The 19,559-nt window shown below is 60.0% G+C and carries 17 protein-coding genes; 6 read left to right on the top strand and 11 right to left on the bottom strand.

Annotated features, from left to right (window positions below; genetic code table 11):
• The first annotated feature begins 177 nt into the window (after positions 1–177).
• Entirely contained in the window at positions 178–1,092 is a 915-nt protein-coding gene (locus tag AC07V9_RS01175) for a LysR family transcriptional regulator (RefSeq protein ID WP_495013865.1), read from the top strand.
• A gap of 53 nt (positions 1,093–1,145) precedes the next feature.
• On the opposite strand, the gene AC07V9_RS01170 is transcribed toward AC07V9_RS01175, so the two are convergent.
• From AC07V9_RS01170 to AC07V9_RS01150, 5 genes are all read right to left on the bottom strand, one after another.
• Complete coding sequence (locus AC07V9_RS01170; RefSeq protein ID WP_495013864.1) at positions 1,146–1,847, bottom strand: ABC transporter ATP-binding protein; 702 nt, start codon at positions 1,845–1,847, stop codon at positions 1,146–1,148.
• Positions 1,848–2,615 carry a high-affinity branched-chain amino acid ABC transporter ATP-binding protein LivG gene (gene livG / locus AC07V9_RS01165; protein WP_495013863.1) on the bottom strand — a complete coding sequence of 256 codons (768 nt, stop codon included), beginning with the start codon at positions 2,613–2,615 and terminating at the stop codon, positions 1,848–1,850.
• On the bottom strand, positions 2,615–3,877 hold the full coding sequence (locus AC07V9_RS01160; protein WP_495013862.1) for a high-affinity branched-chain amino acid ABC transporter permease LivM: 1,263 nt from the start codon (positions 3,875–3,877) through the stop codon (positions 2,615–2,617). The genes livG and AC07V9_RS01160 overlap by 1 nt, the downstream gene beginning before the upstream one ends.
• The gene (gene livH / locus AC07V9_RS01155; RefSeq protein ID WP_495013861.1) at positions 3,874–4,803 is read right to left on the bottom strand and encodes a high-affinity branched-chain amino acid ABC transporter permease LivH; all 930 of its coding nucleotides are present in this window, start codon (positions 4,801–4,803) and stop codon (positions 3,874–3,876) included. The genes AC07V9_RS01160 and livH overlap by 4 nt, the downstream gene beginning before the upstream one ends.
• A gap of 216 nt (positions 4,804–5,019) precedes the next feature.
• Positions 5,020–6,147: a branched-chain amino acid ABC transporter substrate-binding protein gene (locus tag AC07V9_RS01150; RefSeq protein ID WP_495013860.1), complete on the bottom strand. Its 1,128-nt coding sequence runs from the start codon at positions 6,145–6,147 to the stop codon at positions 5,020–5,022.
• A 327-nt stretch (positions 6,148–6,474) separates the two neighbouring features.
• Here AC07V9_RS01150 and AC07V9_RS01145 point away from each other — a divergent pair, with 327 nt between their 5' ends.
• The gene (locus AC07V9_RS01145; protein WP_495014120.1) at positions 6,475–6,774 is read left to right on the top strand and encodes a DUF2288 domain-containing protein; all 300 of its coding nucleotides are present in this window, start codon (positions 6,475–6,477) and stop codon (positions 6,772–6,774) included.
• Positions 6,775–6,948: 174 nt separating this feature from the next.
• On the opposite strand, the gene AC07V9_RS01140 is transcribed toward AC07V9_RS01145, so the two are convergent.
• The 3 genes from AC07V9_RS01140 to AC07V9_RS01130 form a co-directional block, all read right to left on the bottom strand.
• Positions 6,949–9,135: a hypothetical protein gene (locus AC07V9_RS01140; protein WP_495013859.1), complete on the bottom strand. Its 2,187-nt coding sequence runs from the start codon at positions 9,133–9,135 to the stop codon at positions 6,949–6,951.
• Positions 9,136–9,331: 196 nt separating this feature from the next.
• Positions 9,332–11,623, bottom strand: coding sequence for a putative bifunctional diguanylate cyclase/phosphodiesterase (locus AC07V9_RS01135; protein WP_495013858.1), 2,292 nt, complete (start codon positions 11,621–11,623; stop codon positions 9,332–9,334).
• Positions 11,624–11,771: 148 nt separating this feature from the next.
• On the bottom strand, positions 11,772–12,155 hold the full coding sequence (locus AC07V9_RS01130; protein ID WP_495013857.1) for a YkgJ family cysteine cluster protein: 384 nt from the start codon (positions 12,153–12,155) through the stop codon (positions 11,772–11,774).
• A 221-nt stretch (positions 12,156–12,376) separates the two neighbouring features.
• Between AC07V9_RS01130 and AC07V9_RS01125 the strand changes: the two genes are divergently transcribed.
• On the top strand, positions 12,377–13,768 hold the full coding sequence (locus AC07V9_RS01125) for a spinster family MFS transporter (protein WP_495014119.1): 1,392 nt from the start codon (positions 12,377–12,379) through the stop codon (positions 13,766–13,768).
• Positions 13,769–13,924: 156 nt separating this feature from the next.
• Here AC07V9_RS01125 and rapA read toward each other — a convergent pair whose 3' ends face one another.
• Complete coding sequence (gene rapA, locus AC07V9_RS01120; protein WP_495013856.1) at positions 13,925–16,771, bottom strand: RNA polymerase-associated protein RapA; 2,847 nt, start codon at positions 16,769–16,771, stop codon at positions 13,925–13,927.
• Between the two features lie 205 nt (positions 16,772–16,976).
• On the opposite strand from rapA, the gene AC07V9_RS01115 reads away from it, so the two are divergent.
• From AC07V9_RS01115 to ccoM, 3 genes are all read left to right on the top strand, one after another.
• Positions 16,977–17,360: an aspartate-semialdehyde dehydrogenase gene (locus tag AC07V9_RS01115; protein ID WP_495013855.1), complete on the top strand. Its 384-nt coding sequence runs from the start codon at positions 16,977–16,979 to the stop codon at positions 17,358–17,360.
• Positions 17,361–17,424: 64 nt separating this feature from the next.
• The gene (locus tag AC07V9_RS01110; RefSeq protein WP_495013854.1) at positions 17,425–17,583 is read left to right on the top strand and encodes a hypothetical protein; all 159 of its coding nucleotides are present in this window, start codon (positions 17,425–17,427) and stop codon (positions 17,581–17,583) included.
• Positions 17,584–17,712: 129 nt separating this feature from the next.
• Positions 17,713–17,829 carry a cytochrome c oxidase subunit CcoM gene (ccoM, locus tag AC07V9_RS01105; protein WP_495013853.1) on the top strand — a complete coding sequence of 39 codons (117 nt, stop codon included), beginning with the start codon at positions 17,713–17,715 and terminating at the stop codon, positions 17,827–17,829.
• A 125-nt stretch (positions 17,830–17,954) separates the two neighbouring features.
• On the opposite strand, the gene AC07V9_RS01100 is transcribed toward ccoM, so the two are convergent.
• Together AC07V9_RS01100 and AC07V9_RS01095 are read right to left on the bottom strand one after the other, a co-directional pair.
• A complete protein-coding gene (locus AC07V9_RS01100) occupies positions 17,955–18,425 on the bottom strand; it encodes a MaoC family dehydratase (RefSeq protein WP_495013852.1) in 471 nt (156 codons plus the stop codon).
• A gap of 44 nt (positions 18,426–18,469) precedes the next feature.
• The gene (locus AC07V9_RS01095; protein WP_495013851.1) at positions 18,470–19,414 is read right to left on the bottom strand and encodes an alpha/beta hydrolase; all 945 of its coding nucleotides are present in this window, start codon (positions 19,412–19,414) and stop codon (positions 18,470–18,472) included.
• Positions 19,415–19,559: the final 145 nt, after the last annotated feature.

The raw sequence follows: 19,559 nt of genomic DNA, 5'->3' as shown, positions 1-19,559 counted from the left end.
ATTGTGCTCGCCTTGAGTGTGTCGGCTTTGTAGCGCTGGCATGACACCGTGCCCATGAAATGTCCTGTTACTTGCAGCGGCCAGCCGAAAGGACCTGTCCGTTCGCAGAGTTTGCCGATCGCTGGCCGATCACTACCATCGCAGCCTCTCGGCCGGTTTGTCACAAAGGAAGCAATCATGAGCGAAATGGACGATCTGGCAGCGTTTGCCACGTTGGTGGAGGCCAACAGTTTTACCCTGGCGGCGCAATGGCTCGACACCAGCACCAGCCAGCTTTCCAAGCGCATCAGCAAGCTGGAGAAGAGCTTTGGCGCAAGGCTTTTACATCGCACCACCCGCAGCCTCACCCTGACGAGCGCCGGCGCCGTTCTGCTTCCCGAAGCCCGGGCGCTGGTGGTGCTTCGCGACCGCGTGCACGATGCCATGGCTTGTCTCAATGAACGCCTGGTCGGCACCGTGCGTCTGACCGTGCCGGTGGCGTTGGGGGAAGCGTTGTTCGACGGGCTGCTGACCGAGTTCGCCTCGCTTTACCCCGATGTGCAGGTCGAGCTGGACGTCTTCGATGGCGTTCGCGACCTGCGCAGCGAGGGTTTCGATCTGGGCATCCGCACCAGCGTCGGCGTCGGCGTCGATGATCGGCTGACCGCAAGGCCCGTGTTCGCCCAGCAGGCGCTGACCTGCGCCAGTCCCGACTACCTCGCCCAACACGGCAGGCCGCAGACGCCCGAGGCGTTGCGGGTGCATCGCTGCCTGTTGAGCAGTCATCAGAACAGTCGAGAAACCTGGCTCTATCAGCAGAACCACGAATCGAGCCGGGTAACCGTGCGCGGTGCGTTTTTCAGCAATCAACCGGGCTTGCTGAAGAAGACCGCGCTGGCCGGGAAGGGCATCGTGCGGCTGCCGTCCTTCATGGTTCTGGATGAATTGAGCGACGGGCGACTCGAAAGGCTGCTGCGCGATTATCAGACCCCGGTGGTTTCACTGTTTCTGGTGCATCCATTCGAGGGGCATGTCCCCAGACGGGTGAGGGTCATGGCTGACTACGTCAACGAATGGTTCGAACGCCGTACGCAGGCCTTGGAAAAGCTGTAAATCGCGGACATAAAAAAACGGCCCACACAAGGGCCGTTTTCTTGAGGGCAGCATCAGCCGCCCAGGTACGCATCCCGCACTTTTGGATCGACCAGAAGCTCGGCGCCCGTCCCCTGCATCACCACCCGGCCATTCTCCAGAACGTAGGCGCGGTCGGCGATTTTCAGGGCTTGGTTGGCATTCTGTTCAACCAGGAACACGGTGACACCTTCACGCCGCAGCTGTTCGACGATCTCGAAAATCTGCTGAATGATGATTGGCGCCAGACCCAGCGATGGTTCGTCGAGCAACAACATTTTCGGCTTGCTCATCAGCGCACGGCCGATGGCGAGCATCTGTTGTTCGCCGCCGGACATGGTGCCGCCGCGTTGGTTGAAGCGTTCCTTCAAACGAGGGAACAGCTCCAGGACCTTGTCCATCTGCTCCTGATAATCGGCCTTGTCAGTGAAGAAACCGCCCATGGCCAGGTTCTCTTCGACGGTCAGGCGGGCGAACACGCGACGGCCTTCCGGCACCACCGCGATGCTCTTGCGCATGATCACCGAGGACTCCAGGCCCACCAGCTCCTCGCCCATGTAGCGAATGCTGCCGCTGTGAGCGCGCGGTGAGCCGCACAGGGTCATCAGCAAGGTGGATTTGCCCGCCCCGTTGGCGCCGATCAGGGTGACGATTTCACCCTGTTGCACATCGATGCTCACACCGTGCAGCGCCTGGATCTTGCCGTAGAAGGTGGAAACGTTGTCGAACTGCAGCATTTACGCTTCCCCCAGGTAGGCTTTGATCACATCAGGATTGTCACGGATCTGCTCGGGCGTGCCGTCAGCCAGAGGCGTGCCCTGGTTGATCACCACGATGTGGTCGGAAATGCTCATGACCAGCTTCATGTCGTGCTCGATCAGCAACACCGTGGCGTTGTGTTCATTGCGCAGCACGCCGATCAGGGCTTTCAGGTCTTCGGTTTCCTTGGGGTTCAGACCGGCCGCCGGTTCGTCGAGCATGAGGATGCGCGGGCGCGTCATCATGCAGCGAGCGATTTCCAGGCGACGCTGCTGACCATAGGCCAGCGTGCCGGCAGGGCGGTTGGCGAAGGCTTTCAGGTCAACGGCTTCGAGCCAGTGCTCGGCGTATTCCATGGCCTCGCGCTCACTGCGACGGTAGGCCGGCGTCTTGAACAGGCCGGACAGGAAGTTGGTGTTGAGGTGACGATGCTGAGCCACCAGCAGGTTCTCAACGGCGGTCATTTCCTTGAACAGACGCACGTTCTGGAACGTCCGCACCACGCCCTTGCGAGCGATCTCGTGACCGGCCAGGCCCTGAATCGGCTCGCCGTCGAGCAGGATGGTCCCCGCCGTCGGCTTGTAGAAACCCGTGAGGCAGTTGAACACGGTGGTCTTGCCGGCGCCGTTCGGGCCGATCATCGACACGACCTGTTTCTCGTTCACGGTCAGGCCCACGCCGTTGACCGCCAACAGGCCGCCAAAGCGCATGCTCAAGCCCGAGGCTTGCAGAAGTGGACGGCTCATCAGCGTTCCCCCTTGAGTTTCATGACGGGACGCTGCATCGGCAGGAAGCCCTGAGGACGCCAGATCATCATCAGCACCATCAAGGCGCCGAAGCCCAGCATGCGGTATTCGCTGAATTCGCGAAGCAGTTCAGGCAGCAGGATCATCACGATCGCGGCCAGAATCACGCCCAGCTGAGAACCCATGCCGCCCAGTACCACGATGGCGAGGATGATCGCCGATTCAAGGAAGGTGAACGATTCCGGGGTGATCAGGCCTTGGCGCGCGGCAAAGAAGCTGCCAGCGAAACCGGCGAACGCGGCACCCAGGGTGAACGCGGAAAGCTTGATCACGGTCGGGTTCAGACCCAGCGCGCGGCAGGCGATTTCGTCTTCGCGCAGCGCTTCCCACGCACGGCCGATCGGCATGCGCAGCAGGCGGTTGATCACGAACAGCGCCAGCAATGCCAGCAGCAGGGCGATCAGGTAGAGGAAGATCACCTTGTTGATGGAGTTGTATTCCAGGCCGAAGTACTCGTGGAAGGTCTGCATGCCTTCAGCGGCTTTACGCTCGAACGTGAGGCCGAACAGCGACGGTTTCTCGATGTTGCTGATGCCGTTCGGGCCGCCCGTGATGTCGGTCAGGTTACGCAGGAACAGGCGAATGATTTCCCCGAAACCGAGGGTCACGATCGCCAGGTAGTCACCGCGCAAACGCAGCACCGGGAAGCCCAGCAGGAAGCCGAACGTCGCCGACGCCAGACCCGCCAGTGGCAGGCAGACCCAGAAACCCAGGCCGAAGTAATGTTGCAGGAGGGCGTAGGTGTAGGCGCCGACGGCGTAGAAGCCGACATAACCCAGGTCCAGCAGGCCCGCCAGACCGACCACGATGTTCAGGCCCAGGCCCAGCATCACGTAGATCAGGATCAGGGTGGCGATGTCCACCGCGCCGCGCGAGCCGAAGAACGGCCAGATCAGGGCGGCGACGACGATGGCACCCAGAAACCAGCGTTGGGTCGAGGGCAGGGTCAGGAAATTGCTGGCCTTGTCCGACACCAGTTGGGCCTGCGGACGCGAGCGCCACATGGCGCTGATCTGCTCGTTGAACAGCACGCGCAGGAACATCAGCAGGGCAGCGGCGAAAATCACCAGAACGGTCGTCGTGCTGGCGCCGACGACGGCCAGATTGACACCGACGATGTCCAGTTTTAGCCCGAGGATCGGGTAGGCAACCAGCAGCACTAACACAGCGCTGAAGAGGGCCGATTTGAGATTCCTGGTCATACTTTTTCAACCTCCGGACGGCCGAGCAGGCCGGTTGGCCGGAACAACAACACTAATACGAGAAGACCGAACGCCACCACATCCTTGTACTGGTCGCCGAAGATGTCGGCGCCGAACGCTTCAGCCACACCCAGCACCAGACCGCCGAGCATCGCGCCCGGGATACTGCCGATACCGCCCAGCACCGCTGCGGTGAAGGCCTTGATGCCGACCAGAAAGCCCGCGTTGGGGTTGATCACGCCGTACTGCATGCTCAGCAGCACTGCGGCCACCGCAGCCAGCGCGGCACCGATGACGAAGGTCAGGGCGATGATGTTGTTGGTGTTGATACCCAGCAGATTGGCCATCTTGATGTCTTCTGCACAGGCGCGGCAGGCGCGGCCCAGGCGGGAACGGGAGATGAACCAGGTCAGGCCCAGCATGGCGATGACCGTCACGATGAAGATCAGGATCTGCATGTAGGAGATCACGACTTCATGGGTGCTGCCCGGGCCGAACACGAAGTTGCCGGGGATCAGGTTAGGGATCGATTTGTCTTTGGAATCCTGCGACAACAGCACGGTGTTCTGCAGGAATATCGACATGCCGATCGCCGAAATCAGAGGGATCAGACGATTGCTGCCGCGCAATGGACGGTAGGCGACCCGTTCGATGGCGTACCCGTAGGCGCTGGTCACCACGATACTGGCGACGAACGCTGCGGTGATCAGCAGGGGCAGGTTGTCCAGACCCAGCATGGTCAGGCCGGCCAGGGCGATGAACGCCACGTACGAACCGATCATGTACACCTCGCCGTGGGCGAAGTTGATCATGCCGATGATGCCGTAGACCATCGTGTAGCCGATGGCGATCAGGGCATAAGTGCTGCCAATGGTCATGCCATTAACCAGCTGTTGGAAAAAATGATAGAGATCTATCTCGGGCATTGCCGCGCTCCTAAAAACCTTCTCGGTGTTTCACTGGTGAAGTCTTTTTCCCGCTCGCGCGTCGTGATCTACGTCCGCGTTCGGCACGAGCCCAGTGATTCACTGGTGCGGTTTCAAGATGTTCAGGCCATCAGGGTTCTTGTGAAACCCCGCGTGCCAGCTAAAACAAAGCCCACTGCGGTTGCAGTGGGCTTCGGGTAAACATGAAGTCTGGAATTACTTCACAGGGGCTTCAGTCTTGGTGCCATCTTTGTGCCAGGTGTAGACGACGAACTTGAAGTCTTTCAGGTCACCCTTGGCGTCAAAGGACAGATCGCCGGTAGGGGTCTTGAAGGTACCGGCGTGGATGGCGGCTGCCACTTTGGCGGTGTCTTCGGACTTGGCGGTCTTGATGCCTTCGGCGATCACTTCGACAGCCGCGTAGGCCGGGAACACGAACGGACCGCTCGGGTCTTCTTTCTTGGCCTTGAATTCTTCTACCAGCGCCTTGTTCGCAGGGTCCTGGTCAAAGGATTTCGGCAGGGTCACCAGCAGGCCTTCGGAAGCGTCCTGGGCGATCTGCGAGATCGAAGCGTTACCCACGCCTTCCGGGCCCATGAAGCCGGCTTTCAGGCCTTTTTCCTGAGCCTGACGCAGGATCAGACCCAGCTCAGGGTGGTAGCCGCCGTAGTAGACGAAGTCGACGTTGGCTTGCTTCATTTTGGCGATCAGCGAGGAGAAGTCCTTGTCGCCGGCGTTGATGCCTTCGAACAGGGCGACTTTCACGCCGTCTTTTTCCAGGGTCTGTTTAACGGCGGTGGCGATGCCTTCACCGTACTGCTGCTTGTCATGGATGACCGCAACGATTTTCGGCTTGACCTGCTTGGCGATGTATTCGCCAGCCGCCGGGCCCTGGGCGCTGTCCAGACCGATGGTGCGGAACACCATTTTGTAACCACGGTTGGTGATTTCAGGGCTGGTGGCAGCCGGGGTGATCATGATCACGCCTTCGTCTTCATAGATGTCGGACGCTGGCTGAGTGGAGCTGGAGCAGAGGTGACCGACCACGAACTTGACGCCGTCGTTGACCACTTTGTTGGCGACCGCGACCGCTTGTTTAGGGTCACAGGCATCGTCGTATTCAACGACTTCGAGTTTCTTGCCATCAATGCCGCCTTTGGCGTTGATGTCGGCAACGGCCATTTTCGCACCGCTGAACTGCATGTCGCCGTACTGGGCAACAGCGCCGGTTTTAGGGCCGGCGATGCCGATCTTGATGGTGTCGGCTGCGAACGAATGGCTGGCAACCCCCGCCAGAACCAGTGCGGCAAACAACTTGGAAATCTGATTAATACCCTTAGTCATGATGCTCCACTCTTGCGTTGTAGTTTTTATAATCCTGACGGCCAAAAGCTGCAGGACCGGATTGATTATCCAGACCTTACCCCCGGCAACTGTACCGGAACAGTTTAGAGCGCCGGTCGAGCGCTTGAAAAGCTGGCTGCGGGGGGCAAAGCCTGTTCATGTCGCCTAATCGAAAGAAAGATACACAATCAAGCCGGTGAGATACCCAACCGGGTCGGTGTTTCTATCGGCTTGAGCGAAGTTCTCTGCAATCAATCACTTGAATCCGGGTTTGAGCGCGTGAAAGGCGGCGGTATCATTGCGCCGATTTTCCAAACGGTGAAACCCATGACGCAAGAACCTAGCACCCTCTATGCCAAGCTGCTTGGCGAAACGGCTTCAATTGCCTGGAAAGAATTGCAACCTTTCTTTGCCAAGGGTGCCCTGTTGTGGGTCGAGCCTTCCCAGGATCTGATCGCCGTGGCCGAGGCTTTTGCCGAGAACGCCGAGGCCAGGGTGGCCGGGTGGCTGAAGAGCGGGGAAGTCGGCAAGGTCTCTGAATCAACGGCTCTGGACTTGCTGGAGCGCGATCCTGAACTGTGGGCAGTGGTGGTGGCGCCCTGGGTGTTGATCCAGGAAAGGGCGTAACCGGAACTCGTGCTTATTTTTGGTGCGTCGAATGATGGCAATGTGGGTAGGTCGGTAACCCTGAAGTGAGGTGGGTAGCAGTTTCGGTTGGCTTTAGATCGCCCCATTGATGCCTTTCAGGCGCCTTCGTGAGCTAGCTGGTGAATAGGCCCGAAGGGCATCAACGTAGCGATTTCAAGCCAGATACCCCGTCTTCCCCGTATGCTGATTCAGCGAAATCACCCGGGTCTTGCCAATCCTGTGACGGTAGATCTCCCGCAGGTACTTCACCGCTTTCTTCACACTTTCCCGCGAAATCCGAATGTCGTTGATCGAAATAAACCGCGATTTGTCTTCAATCAACTCCCGGTATTTCTTCTCGTACATCGGTTTGATCGCATACCAGTTGGTATCCAGAATCTTCGCCGGGTTCTCGTATTCGTTGAGCAGATCATCGATGCGACCCTCGTCGAATGTCTCGCTCATGATGAAATCCAGAATCGAGTTGTCCAGCGTGTCATCGAACCGATACGGCTGTTTGGCGAAGCAGCGTTTGATGAACGCGACGATCAACGTCAGGAAGTCGTCCGACAGGCACGGGCTCTTGGCGATCAGCGTGGTCAGCGACAGGTTGGCCGACGCGCCGATCACCAGTGCATAGCGCTTGAGCGTGGTGTTGGGAAACAGGCTGTTGAGGTGCGTCTTCAATCGGTTCAGGTCCATGTAGGACAGCTTGTAATCCTTGGGCAGCGAGACGATCGACACCACCGAGGAGCAGTTCTTGAAGAAGTGCAGGTCGTGCAGCGCCGCCGCGTCGTAGCCCGATGACTTGTACTGCTCCAGGGCGGCGCGATAACGGCGGGACTCAATCGGCAGCAGGCTGATGCCCTCAATGGCCTGGGTCATCTTGTTAAAGTGCGGTAGGTCGATGGAGCGCAAGAACAGGTCGTCGATGTCCAGGCGCGGCTGTTCTTTCTCGAAGATTTTCAGCTTGTCGGAGCCGGTGGCCGGAGTTTCCGGGACGACGGATTCGGCGTAAGCGATGGCCACGGGGCCGGCCAGGCTCATGAACAGGTCGTTGGCGTCCAGGCGAATGGTCTCGCCGATGTCGATGCCGGCGCGACGGAAATAGTTTTGGTCGTAGTCAGTCGTGACCGCCTGGGCCGTCAGAATGTTGAAGATCTGCTGTGAGATGTACTGGTTGGCGTGACGCTCCATGGCGTTGACATCGATGTTCTCGATGGTGCCGTCATCACTTTCTTCGGCGTAACGCATGATGTCGTTGGAGATCAGCATCATCGCGTTCCAGGGGCGAATGCGGCCCATGACGCTGGCTTCGCTGCTGTCTTCGTTCTCGAAGTTGTAGGAGAAGTCCCATTCTTCAGCCAGATACTTGCACAGCAGTCGACCGGCGTTGATGTGCAGGGCTTCGGACATTTCGCTGCGATGGTCGGAAATGTTCGGCAACACGCAGATGCCGCTGGTGAAGATCGGCTCGAAGACGAAAGAGCGCCCGCGCTTGCTGTCGTTTTCGCTGGCAGGCTTGGTGTCGAACGTCTTGTTCATGTACGAGAACTGCTGCGCCAGGCCGAATTCCGAGGCCATGCCTGAACCCGTACCGCCGCCTGCGCTGAAGATGTAAAAGTACAGGCGCGACTGGTTGGCCTTGATGCCGCACGAGTCGATCAGGTACGAGTGGATCAGCTTCCAGTCGGCGCTGGAGAAGTGCTCGGTGTCCTTGTTGAGGATGATCTTGGCCAGGTACTGACCCAGGATCGGCGCGTTACCGGCGCCGCCGGCATGGACCTCCGACAGGTCCATGATTTTCATCTTGCTGTAGTCGTTGATGAACCCGCTTTTCTCGCCCTTGCGCGAGAAACGGATGCGTCCGGCGATGTCCTTGTCCAGGTCGCCGAGCATCACCAGCGGCTCGACCAGAAACACCGGCTTACTCGATTTGTTCTGTACCAGTCGCAGGTTGTTTCGAATCCAGCGCGCGGGGCTGTAACCCTTGTTGTCACGCAAGCGGTCGTCGTTGTTCAGCTGGTTGAGGTAGAACGTGCGCGCATTGTAGACCAGTTCGGCAACGTCCAGCGCAATGTTGGAGCCGCAGCGTCCCAGGCCGATCAGGCAGACCGACGGGAATTGCTGATCGCTGCGGTTTTCCGTTTCTTCGAAGTGAATCGACGGCGGAAACACCATGTCACGCAGCCCGTCGAGGTTGTCGAGGATGCGATCGGTGTCGGTTTCGGTGAAGTACAGGTACGACTGCGCCGCCGTCGGTTGGGGACGGTAAGCCCCCTGAGGCTCGATGCTGTGCTCGGTGAGTACATGTTGCAGAAGTTCGGATACAGCGCCTGCTGCCTCGGTCTTGTTGGTCATCGCACGCCATGCCTGATGGATGACGCATAAGTGTCAACGCGCCATCACTGGAAATAAAACCCCGACTCTACAGCGGGATATCGAAGGCGAGCGATAGGGCGTAACCCTAGCGTTGCCTCAGGGAATCCCTTTGGTGGTCGGCGGTGCGGCAGCCTTCTTGACCGCGGATGCCCAAGGATGAGCGGTGCTTCACAGCTCAGCGCGGAGGGTTGTAATGAAATCGGTCCATACGAGGAGGGGCGTTTTCCGGGTTGCCGTCCTGAGTCGCAGCATCTCCCAGGCTCATCTCCACGGTTTCGAGCAGGTGGGTGGAGGGCCACAATTGTGAAGCTTTGCGCTGGTTCAATTGCTGCACCAGCGGGCGCAGCGCTTCGAGCGGCGCGGGTTTGCTGAACAGGTAGCCCTGTACGTAATCGCAGCCGTACTCGCTGAGAAACTCCAGCTGCGCCGGGGTTTCCACGCCCTCGGTCACCACTTTCAGGTGCAGGGTGTGGGCCATGACGATGATGGCCTGGACGATTTCCATGTCTTGCGGGGATGTGGGGATGTCAATGATGAACGATCGATCGATCTTCACAGTATCCAGCGGCAGGCGCTTGAGGTAGGCCAGCGACGAATGGCCGGTGCCGAAATCGTCGATGGACAGCGCCACGCCCAGTTTGCGGATCTCCTTGAGCAGCAGCACCGTGTTGCTGATATTGCCCATCAGGGCGTTTTCCGTGACTTCCAGTTCCAGCCTTTGCGGTGGCACCCCGGCGGCTTTCAAGGCGTCGTCCATTTCCTGCACCAGTTCTTCCCGAGCCAGGTTCAGCGCCGAGCAGTTCACCGCGATGATGAGCTTTTCGAAGCCGTCGTCGCACAGTTGCGCCAGATCCTGACACGCCCGACGCAGCACCCAGTTGTCCAGTTCGGCAATCAGGCCGTTGTTCTCGGCGATGCCGATGAAGCGGTCCGGCGTCAGCAGGCCATGAATGGGGTGGCGCCAGCGCACCAGGGCTTCAAGCTTGGCGACGTGCCCGGTGCGCAGGTCGACGATGGGTTGGTAATACAGCTGCAGGCCTTGTTCTTCGGTCAGGGCATTGCGCAGTTGTTCCTCCAGATGCAGCTCCAGGCTGGCCTTGGTTTTCAGGCTTTCGTTGAAAAAATGCAAGGTGTTGCGGCCGTTACCCTTGGATTGATAGAGCGCAAGGTCGGCATGTTTGAGCAACTCGTCACAGGTGTCGCCGTCATCGGGAAAGATGCTGATGCCAATGCTGGTGCTCATCACCATGCGCCGGCCAGCGAGGGCGATGGGGTCTTTCATTTTGCTCATGACCCGCTGCGCCATTTGCCGGGCCTCTTCGGCGTTGTGCAGGGCGATGAGGATGCAGAACTCGTCGCCACCGAAGCGCGCCACCACGTCGTTGGCACGGGTCGCGCCGCGGATGCGATCGGCAATGACTTTGAGCAGTTCGTCGCCCGCGTCATGGCCGAGGCTGTCGTTGATGCGCTTGAAGTGATCCACATCCAGAAACATCACCGCCAGCATGCCGTCGGCGAGTTTCTGTTCTGTCAGGCGCTCGGCAAAGATCTGGTTGAAGCCGCGGCGGTTGATCAGGTTGGTGAGGGCGTCGTAATGGGCCACCTGCTGCAACGAAACGCGTGCCTGATCGAGCTGACTGAGCAGCGCATTGACCCGGTTCAGGTCGCGCTCCTTGGCTTGCAGTTTTTTGTCCGAGAGCGCCGCGCTGACACTGCCGACGATGATCAACAGCACGATCAGGGCGATGGTCAGGCTCAGTTGCAGGCTGTTTTCGTGGGTCGCCATTTGCATCTGCGCGCCGTCCAGCACCATGAGATGCAGCGACCACATGCCCATGAAGTGGGTGCTGACGATCCCCGCGCCCAGTACCAGGCTGACGCCATATTTGAGCAATTGATGAAGTGCGCCACTGCCTCTTCGTAGCCGGATGGCCAGTATCAGCGCGGCCAGGCTACTGGCGATGGCCACCACGATGGAGCCTGCAAAGCGCCACGGCTCGTAATGTTGCGTGGCGCCTGAACGCATGGCTGACATGCCGACGTAGTGCATGGCGATGATGCCAATCCCAATGCAGACCGCCGCCAACAAGTATTGAGCGGCGTTCAATCGCGGGTGGCTGAGGGCCTCCATCGCGACCATGCCCGAGACTAGGGCAATGACCAGCGAAGCGATAGTGACGGGCAGGTCGTAGTGGATGTCCAGAGGGGCCTGGAATGACAGCATGCTGATGAAGTGCATCGCCCAGATGCCGACTGCCAGGCATAACGCACCCAGTGCGCGCCAGCGCAGGCGGGCGTTGGCATTCTCGACGTGGCCGACCCGTTCGGCAATGTCCAGTGTCGCGAAACTGGCAGCGCTGGCCACCAGATAGGCGAGGAGGATCAGCAGAGGGTTGTGGCTGCAGTTGAGCAGCATCCGGCCATCCGCCGGCATCGAAGTCAGAAAATGCAAACCCAGCCAATCCATAGCAGGCTCCCTGTGTTCACTGCTGGAGTGATCTCAGTCTGGACAACTGATGGCACTTTGCAATGATTATAAGAGTCGTCGGGCTTTAAACAGGTGTTGGGAGACGGATGTACCAACTATTTGGAAATAACATCAATCGCCAAAGGTTCTAAGAGGCGATGACTGTATGCAGTTGGAGGGTTTGCGCGAGCCCTTCCGGTCGTTCAAGCGCAAGCAGGCCAAATGCCGCGCGTGCCTTGTCGCACGAGGGATTGTGCTCACCGTGTTCCCACGACGACTCGAACTCGCGACAAAGCGTCGAACGCTGTTCATAAATTGAACAGCTCACGGCCTTGCCGACCTCGCCTTCAAGCGCCACACAGCGCGGTGATTTGCGATCGGTGCCCAGCATGGCGACACGGCTGGGGCTGATGCTTTCCACCAGGTCGTCCGGCACGGTTCCGCCCGACGACGCGCACTCGCCCCAGAAAAAGGACACGCGAAAGTGTGAACAGCAGGCACCACAATTCAGGCACGGACTGACGTCGGACATAGATTCGAACCGCGAAAAAGGGGGAGGGGCAGGGAGGAAAGGCGCTCATTCTAGGCTTTCGCATGAGCTTGGGAAGTGGGTTGAGAAAATATAGTTCAGCGCCGTGTACTGACGGGGCTCCTTTGTCGGATGCGCCCTTCAATGGAGGGGTATCAGCCTTGCGAATGATCACAGACAGGCTCAGCGCGGCTGTCTAGATTTCAGCGTTACGGCGCTGGTGTCTGGCCACACAACAACAAAAAAGAGAACGACACATGGATCATTCGACTCAGGCAGCGAACGCGTGGCGCATTCTGTTTCTGCTGTTTCTGGCCAACCTGTTCAATTTCTTCGACCGCACCATCCCGGCCATCATCATCGAGCCCATTCGTAAGGAATGGTCCCTGAGCGATTTCCAGCTCGGGATCATCGGCACCGCATTCACCTTGGTCTATGCCATCGCCGGCCTGCCGCTGGGACGCATGGCCGACAATGGCTCGCGTCGCAAGCTGATGGGTTGGGGCCTGGCGGTGTGGAGCGGGCTGACCGCCGTGAATGGTCTGGTTGGCAGTTTCTGGACATTTCTACTGGTGCGCATGGGTGTGGGGATTGGCGAGGCGAGTTACGCACCCGCCGCCAACTCGCTGATCGGCGACTTGTTCCCTGCCCATAAGCGCTCGCGGGCCATGGGGATTTTCATGCTCGGATTACCGCTGGGGCTGCTGCTGGCGTTCTTCACCATCGGTGCAATGGTCAAGGCGTTCGACAGCTGGCGCGCGCCGTTCTTCATCGCCGCCGTGCCGGGGCTGATTCTAGCGTTATTCATGTTCATGATTCGCGAGCCGGCCCGAGGGGCAGCGGAAAGCGTGGCGGTGTCCGAGGAAAAGATCGACCGGCCAATCCGCCGCGTGCTGGCCATCCCGACGTTTCGCTGGCTGGTGCTGGCGGGCCTGGCTTTCAACTTCGCCACCTATGCCTGCAACTCGTTCATGGTGCCAATGCTGCAGCGTTATTTCCTGCTGCCGCTGCAGGAGGCGGCCATGGCCACCGGGCTGATCGTCGGCGTGACCGGGCTGATCGGCCTGACGGCGGGCGGTTGGGTGGCGGACAAACTGCATCAGCGCTGGGCCAATGGCCGTTTGATGTTCGCGGCGTTGAGCATGACCATCGCCTGCCTGTGCACCGGTTACGCGCTGCATGCCGGGCGTATCGAAATCGGCGTGTTCGTCGGCGTGTTCAGCCTGGGCTGGCTGTTTTCCTACAACTTCTACACCTGCGTTTACACCGCCATTCAGGACGTCGTGCAGCCGCGACTGCGGGCCACGGCCATGGCGCTGTTCTTTGCCGGGCTGTATCTGCTGGGTGGAGGACTGGGGCCGGTGGTGGCAGGGCTGCTGTCCGATCACTTCGCCCACACGGCGATGGCGGTGGCGCAGGTCGAGCAGATGACCGAGGCGTTCAAGGCGGTGGGGCTGCATGACGCGATGATGTACCTGATTCCCGGTGCGTTGTTTTTCACGCTGGTATTTCTGGTGATTGCGTCGAAATGCTTCAGCCGCGATGCACAGCGGATGCGCGAAGGGATGGTGGCCGATGAGCCGGTGGGGCAGGGAGCGAAGCCGTCGGTGGTGTAACCCTGGTACGAAACTGTTTGCGAACCCCTGTAGGAGCGCGCTTGCCCGCGATGGCGTCGGCACATCCAACAGAGTGGGTGACAGACATACCGATATCGCGGGCAAGCGCGCTCCTACAAAGGTTTGTGTTCGCCGCATCCTTTGCGGCGAGGTGGTTTAACCCGCGACCAACACCCGAATCGCTTCAAGGCGCAGCGCTGCCTTGTCCAGCATCGCCAGCCCTTGCTCGCGCAATTCGCGCAGGGCGGTCAGTTCGCTGTCGCGCACGGTCGGGTTGACCGCTTGCAACGCCGTCAGGCGCGCCAGTTCTTCATCGGTATCAGCAGCCAGGCGACGCTGGGCTTCGGCCACGCGCTCGGCGTGTTTCGGTGCGACCTTGGCTTCACCGGCATTGATCTGCGGGTTGAGCACGTCACGCTGGGCCTGGATGAATTTGTTGGCGCTGGCACGCGGCACGCTTTCCAGTTGATCGTTCAAGGTAGTGAAGGACACACGGCCCGACAGATCGTTGCCGTTACCGTCCAGCAGGCAGCGCAGAGCGGCCGGCGGCAGGTAGCGACCCAGCTGCAGCGAGCGCGGGGCGACCACTTCGCTGACGTAAAGCAGCTCAAGCAGCACGGTGCCCGGTTTGAGCGCCTTGTTCTTGATCAGCGCGACAGCGGTATTGCCCATGGACCCGGACAGTACGAGGTCCATGCCGCCTTGCACCATCGGGTGCTCCCAGGTAATGAACTGCATGTCCTCGCGGGACAACGCCTGGTTGCGGTCGTAGGTGATGGTCACGCCTTCGTCGTCGCCCAGCGGGAAGCTGGCGTCGAGCATCTTCTCGCTCGGCTTGAGGATCAGCGCGTTTTCCGAATGGTCTTCGCTGTCGATGCCGAATGCGTCGAACAGGGTTTCCATGTAGATCGGCAGGGTGAACTGATCGTCCTGCTCAAGGATCGCCTCGACCAGCGCTTCGCCTTCGCCCGCGCCGCCTGAGTTGAGTTCCAGCAGTCGGTCGCGACCAGTGTGCAGCTCGGTTTCCAGACGCTCACGCTCAGCGCGCGCTTCGGTGACCAGCGCTTGCCAGTCGTCTTCGTCGCCGCCTTCGAGTTGCGGCAGCAGACGCGGGCCGAACTGGTGTTGCAGGGCGTTGCCGGTCGGGCAGGTATTGAGGAAGGCGTTCAGCGCCTGGTGGTACCACTGGAACAGGCGCTCTTGCGGGCTGGTTTCCAGATACGGCACGTGCAGCTCGATGATGTGCTTCTGCCCGATGCGGTCCAGACGGCCGATACGCTGCTCCAGCAGGTCCGGGTGCGCTGGCAGGTCGAACAGCACCAGATGGTGCGAGAACTGGAAGTTGCGGCCTTCACTGCCGATTTCCGAGCAGATCAGCACCTGCGCGCCAAACTCTTCGTCGGCGAAGTAAGCCGCGGCGCGGTCGCGTTCCAGGATGTTCATGCCCTCATGGAACACGGTGGCCGGAATGCCGGAACGCACGCGCAGGGCGTCTTCCAGGTCCATCGCGGTTTCGGCGTGAGCGCAGATCACCAGCACCTTGACGCGCTTGAGCATCTTCAAGGTGTCGATCAGCCAGTCGACGCGCGGGTCGAAACGCCACCAGCGTTCTTCTTCGCTGGTTTCGCCCTGGGCCTGGAAGCTGACTTCCGGGTATAGGTCGGCGTGTTCGCCCATCGGCAGTTCGAGGTATTCGGCCGGGCACGGCAGCGGGTACGGGTGAAGTTTGCGCTCCGGGAAGCCTTGCACGGCGGCGCGGGTATTGCGGAACAGCACGCGGCCGGTGCCGTGACGGTCCAGCAGCTCGCGAATCAAACGCGCGCTGGCTTCGCTGTCGCCATCGGCCACGGCGCCCAGCAGGGCTTCGCCTTCAGCGCCGAGGAAGCCGTGAATGGTTTCGTGGGCTTCAGGCGACAGGCGGCCTTGATCAAGAAGTTCCTGAACGGCTTCGGCCACCGGGCGATAGTTTTCGCTCTCGGCGCGGAAGGCTTTCAGGTCGTGGAAACGGTTCGGGTCGAGCAGGCGCAGCCGGGCGAAGTGGCTGTCCTGACCCAGTTGTTCCGGGGTCGCGGTGAGCAGCAGCACGCCGGGAATGACTTCAGCCAGTTGCTCGACCAGCGAGTATTCGCGGCTGGCCTTGTCTTCGTGCCAGACCAGGTGGTGCGCTTCGTCGACCACCAGCAGATCCCAGCCGGCTGCGAACAACGCGTCCTGAGCCTTCTCGTCGTCCACCAGCCACTCCAGCGAAACCAGCGCCAGTTGCGTGTCTTCGAACGGGTTGCTGGCATCGCTCTCGATGAAGCGCTCGGCGTCGAATAGCGCGACCTGCAGGTTGAAGCGGCGGCGCATTTCCACCAGCCACTGGTGCTGCAGGTTTTCCGGGACCAGGATCAGCACGCGGTTGGCGCGGCCCGACAGCAACTGGCGATGGATCACCAGACCGGCTTCGATGGTCTTGCCCAGACCCACTTCGTCGGCCAGCAGAACCCGCGGCGCGATACGGTCGGCGACTTCACGGGCGATGTGCAGCTGATGCGCGATAGGCTGCGCGCGAACGCCGCCCAGGCCCCACAGCGACGATTGCAGTTGGCGGCTGGTGTGTTCCAGCGTGTGATAGCGCAGGGAAAACCAGGCCAGCGGGTCGATCTGCCCGGCGAACAGACGATCGCTGGCCAGACGGAATTGAATGAAGTTCGAGAGCTGGGTTTCCGGCAGGGTCACCGGCTGGTTCTGCGCGTTGAGGCCGTGGTAGACCAGCAGGCCATCAGCGTCCTCGACCTCGCGAACGGTCATTTTCCAGTTCTCGAAGTGGGTGATGGTGTCACCCGGCGAGAAGCGCACCCGCGTCAGCGGCGCATTGCGCAAAGCATACTGGCGGGTGTCGCCAGTGGCCGGATAGAGCACGGTCAACAAGCGGCCGTCCTGTGCCAGAACGGTGCCCAAACCCAGCTCGGCTTCGCTGTCGCTAATCCAGCGTTGCCCCGGTTGATACTGCTGCGCCATGCTGCCTGACTCCCGCCTTGAAAAAGCCGACTATGGTAACGGAACAAGTCGCCAGTCCAAAGCCACAATACAAAAAGCCCCGTATTTATTGGGTCGGTGGCCCTCACCGGGCACTTGTTGCGAAAAACATAGTCGAAACTTGCCCACCGAACGGCTCAAGTCGACGAAACGGCAGCCGACAGCTTGATAACAGGAGACCATTACCATGCTGCCACCGCTGATTCCCTTGAGTGCGGCCCCCGTGACGGCGCAGCAGGACCCGGTCAAAGCCACGCCGGACATCCCGCCAGTGACGCCCGTGCAGCCAAGCTCCAATGAAAGCACCATCAATATGGGCGAGCGCGACCCTGAGCAGGCGCAGTTAATGCTGCGCGAAGAACAACGCCGACAGCAACGACGACGCCGGGACCGCCGCACTGCCGATCGCCATCCCGATCTGGACGAGGACGCTGAAGACGTCTCGCCGCAGCTGGCCCATAGCGGCCCTGCCATCCCAGGCGATTACCTGAATGCCGACAACACTGTGCCGGTGGTGCCAATCATCGACGACGAGCCGCGTCAGGGCTTGTGGGTCGATCTGAAGGTCTGAGTCTGGTCAGCGCCTGCGCGATTGCGCATTATTGTCGCCATTGGCCATTCGAGAGCAGCACGCCATGAGCGATGAAAAACTGGTAGACCTGAGTGTCGAGCGCGCCAAGCGTGTGCATGACCTCAACGACAAGCGTCTGAATGAAGTGCGTCAGGCATTTGAGCAGGCCATGCCGTTGGGCAAGGCCAGGAAGAAATCGAAGCACAAACCGAAAAAGCGCTAGACCTCCTTTCCTGTCTTTTTTGATCCGGTTGTTTGTCGCGTCGCGGCATTGATTTGGATCAACACCTCCCAAACCCCCTCTGCGTAATCTGTGTCCTATCGAACAGGGTCACAGCGGGAGGGGGCGTTCATGTTTCTCGATCATGCGGTGATAGCGGGTGTCTGCACGGTGATGTTGATGCTGAGCTTTTTTGCAGGCCTGTCGTTGTTTATCTGGAGGGACTCGCACACGCGCGGCAAGGATTGAGTCTCCAATAAAAAGAGCACGCAAGGCATTTTGGGCAACTTCGGTTGCCCGTTTTTTTTGGGGGGGCCGGAAAGGCTATTCCGAGAGCCTCCCACAGAGAATCGCCCGCGTGGCGTAAAAAACCATCAACCCACAGTAATGACCGGCAACTGCGCCAGGCTCACCGTCTGCTCCTTACGCGGCGCCAGAATCTCCGCCTCACCTTCAACCACCAACTCATCGTTCTGGTTGAACACGTTCGTGGCAATGCGTACCCGAAACTTCGGCAGCTTCTCCAGAATCTCCAGACGCACCGTCAACGTATCGCCAATCTTCACCGGCTTTTGAAAGCTCATCTTCTGTCCCAAGTAAATCGTGCCCGGCCCAGGCAGCTCGCACGCGACCGCCGCACTGATCAGTGCGCCGCTGAACATCCCGTGGGCGATGCGATCCTTGAACATGGTCTTGGCCGCGAACTCAGCATCCAGGTGCACCGGGTTGCGATCGCCGGACATCTCGGCGAACAGCTGAATATGCCGCTCTTCGACGGTCTTGCTGTAGCTGGCGGTCTGGCCGACTTCGAGGGCTTCATACGGTGTGTTGGTGACTTGAGTCATGTTGCGGTCCTGTGACGTGAAAATAAAAAGTGAAAAACCGCGCGTCACTCACTGCGACGCGGCCGCGGCTCGGTCAGCGCGCTGTCGAGCCAGGCGAGTAGATCATGGGTGACCTGCTCGCGGTTGGTTTCGTTGAGCAGTTCGTGCCGCGCTTGCGGGTAGATCTGCAAGGTGACGGCATGATGTCCGGTGCCGGTCAGGGCGTCGGCCAGATCCTTGAGACGCTTGCCTTCGCTCACCGGATCACATTCGCCGCCCATGATCAGCAGCGGCAGGCTTTTGTCGATCTGCGCAAGGTTCGAGGGTTTGCTGATCTGTTGCAAGCCGCCGAGCATATCCAGCCAGAACTGGTTGGTGCAGCGAAAGCCGCACAGCGGGTCGTTCACGTATTTGTCGACCTCGGCCGGGTCGCGGCTCAGCCAGTCAAATGACGTACGCACCGGCTTGAATTTATTGTTGAACGAGCCAAACGACAGAAACTCGATCAACCCACTGCGTCCGGTGGGGCCCTGCCGCCAGCGCTCCATGCGCGCCACCACGGCGGCGGTGCGGTAAAGCGACACCGGCTGAAAGTTCGACCCGCTCAAGACCGCGCCCTGCAGGCTGGCGCTGTGGTGCATCAGGTATGCCTGGGCGATGTAACTGCCCATGCTGTGACCCAGCAAGAAAATCGGCACGCCCGGATGTCGCTGGGCAATGGAGGCATTGAGGCTCGCCAGGTCGCCCACCACCTTGTTCCAGCCATCCTGAGCGGCGTAGTGCCCCAGTACTCCGTGCTCGGCGGTGCGACCATGGCCCCGTTGATCAGGTGCATACAGGGCAAAGCTCGCATCAGCCAGCGCCGTGCCCAATCGGTCGTAGCGGCCGCTGTGTTCGGCCATGCCATGGGACAGCATCACCACCGCCTTGGCGGCCTCGTCGGGCAACCAGGCGTTGACGAACAAGCAATTGTGATCGGATGTGTCCAGCCAAAAGGCATCATGTTTCATGGCGTTTCCCTGGCCTTGTATAAAATTGTCTTGAAAAAACGCTTTAGTGGCTGCGTTTCAGAAGTGTATAGCCGTTGTGGGATGACGGTCAGATCACCCGCAAGATTCACGTCATTGATGACGCCAGCAGCGCTATTTGCCTTCT

The sequence above is a fragment of the Pseudomonas sp. GW821-FHT02A11 genome, assembly GCF_059421985.1.
This window is presented reverse-complemented; position numbering and strand designations above follow the sequence as displayed.

What these genes read in the sequence shown, in the direction of transcription:
- AC07V9_RS01150 (WP_495013860.1), bottom strand. Translation starts at nt 6,147, where the DNA reads ATGACTAAGGGTATTAATCAGATTTCCAAGTTGTTTGCCGCACTGGTT.
- AC07V9_RS01170 (WP_495013864.1), bottom strand. Translation starts at nt 1,847, where the DNA reads ATGCTGCAGTTCGACAACGTTTCCACCTTCTACGGCAAGATCCAGGCG.
- AC07V9_RS01160 (WP_495013862.1), bottom strand. Translation starts at nt 3,877, where the DNA reads ATGACCAGGAATCTCAAATCGGCCCTCTTCAGCGCTGTGTTAGTGCTG.
- AC07V9_RS01115 (WP_495013855.1), top strand. Translation starts at nt 16,977, where the DNA reads ATGCTGCCACCGCTGATTCCCTTGAGTGCGGCCCCCGTGACGGCGCAG.
- rapA (WP_495013856.1), bottom strand. Translation starts at nt 16,771, where the DNA reads ATGGCGCAGCAGTATCAACCGGGGCAACGCTGGATTAGCGACAGCGAA.
- livG (WP_495013863.1), bottom strand. Translation starts at nt 2,615, where the DNA reads ATGAGCCGTCCACTTCTGCAAGCCTCGGGCTTGAGCATGCGCTTTGGC.
- AC07V9_RS01145 (WP_495014120.1), top strand. Translation starts at nt 6,475, where the DNA reads ATGACGCAAGAACCTAGCACCCTCTATGCCAAGCTGCTTGGCGAAACG.
- AC07V9_RS01110 (WP_495013854.1), top strand. Translation starts at nt 17,425, where the DNA reads ATGAGCGATGAAAAACTGGTAGACCTGAGTGTCGAGCGCGCCAAGCGT.
- AC07V9_RS01140 (WP_495013859.1), bottom strand. Translation starts at nt 9,135, where the DNA reads ATGACCAACAAGACCGAGGCAGCAGGCGCTGTATCCGAACTTCTGCAA.
- AC07V9_RS01095 (WP_495013851.1), bottom strand. Translation starts at nt 19,414, where the DNA reads ATGAAACATGATGCCTTTTGGCTGGACACATCCGATCACAATTGCTTG.
- ccoM (WP_495013853.1), top strand. Translation starts at nt 17,713, where the DNA reads ATGTTTCTCGATCATGCGGTGATAGCGGGTGTCTGCACGGTGATGTTG.
- AC07V9_RS01100 (WP_495013852.1), bottom strand. Translation starts at nt 18,425, where the DNA reads ATGACTCAAGTCACCAACACACCGTATGAAGCCCTCGAAGTCGGCCAG.
- AC07V9_RS01130 (WP_495013857.1), bottom strand. Translation starts at nt 12,155, where the DNA reads ATGTCCGACGTCAGTCCGTGCCTGAATTGTGGTGCCTGCTGTTCACAC.
- AC07V9_RS01135 (WP_495013858.1), bottom strand. Translation starts at nt 11,623, where the DNA reads ATGGATTGGCTGGGTTTGCATTTTCTGACTTCGATGCCGGCGGATGGC.
- AC07V9_RS01175 (WP_495013865.1), top strand. Translation starts at nt 178, where the DNA reads ATGAGCGAAATGGACGATCTGGCAGCGTTTGCCACGTTGGTGGAGGCC.
- livH (WP_495013861.1), bottom strand. Translation starts at nt 4,803, where the DNA reads ATGCCCGAGATAGATCTCTATCATTTTTTCCAACAGCTGGTTAATGGC.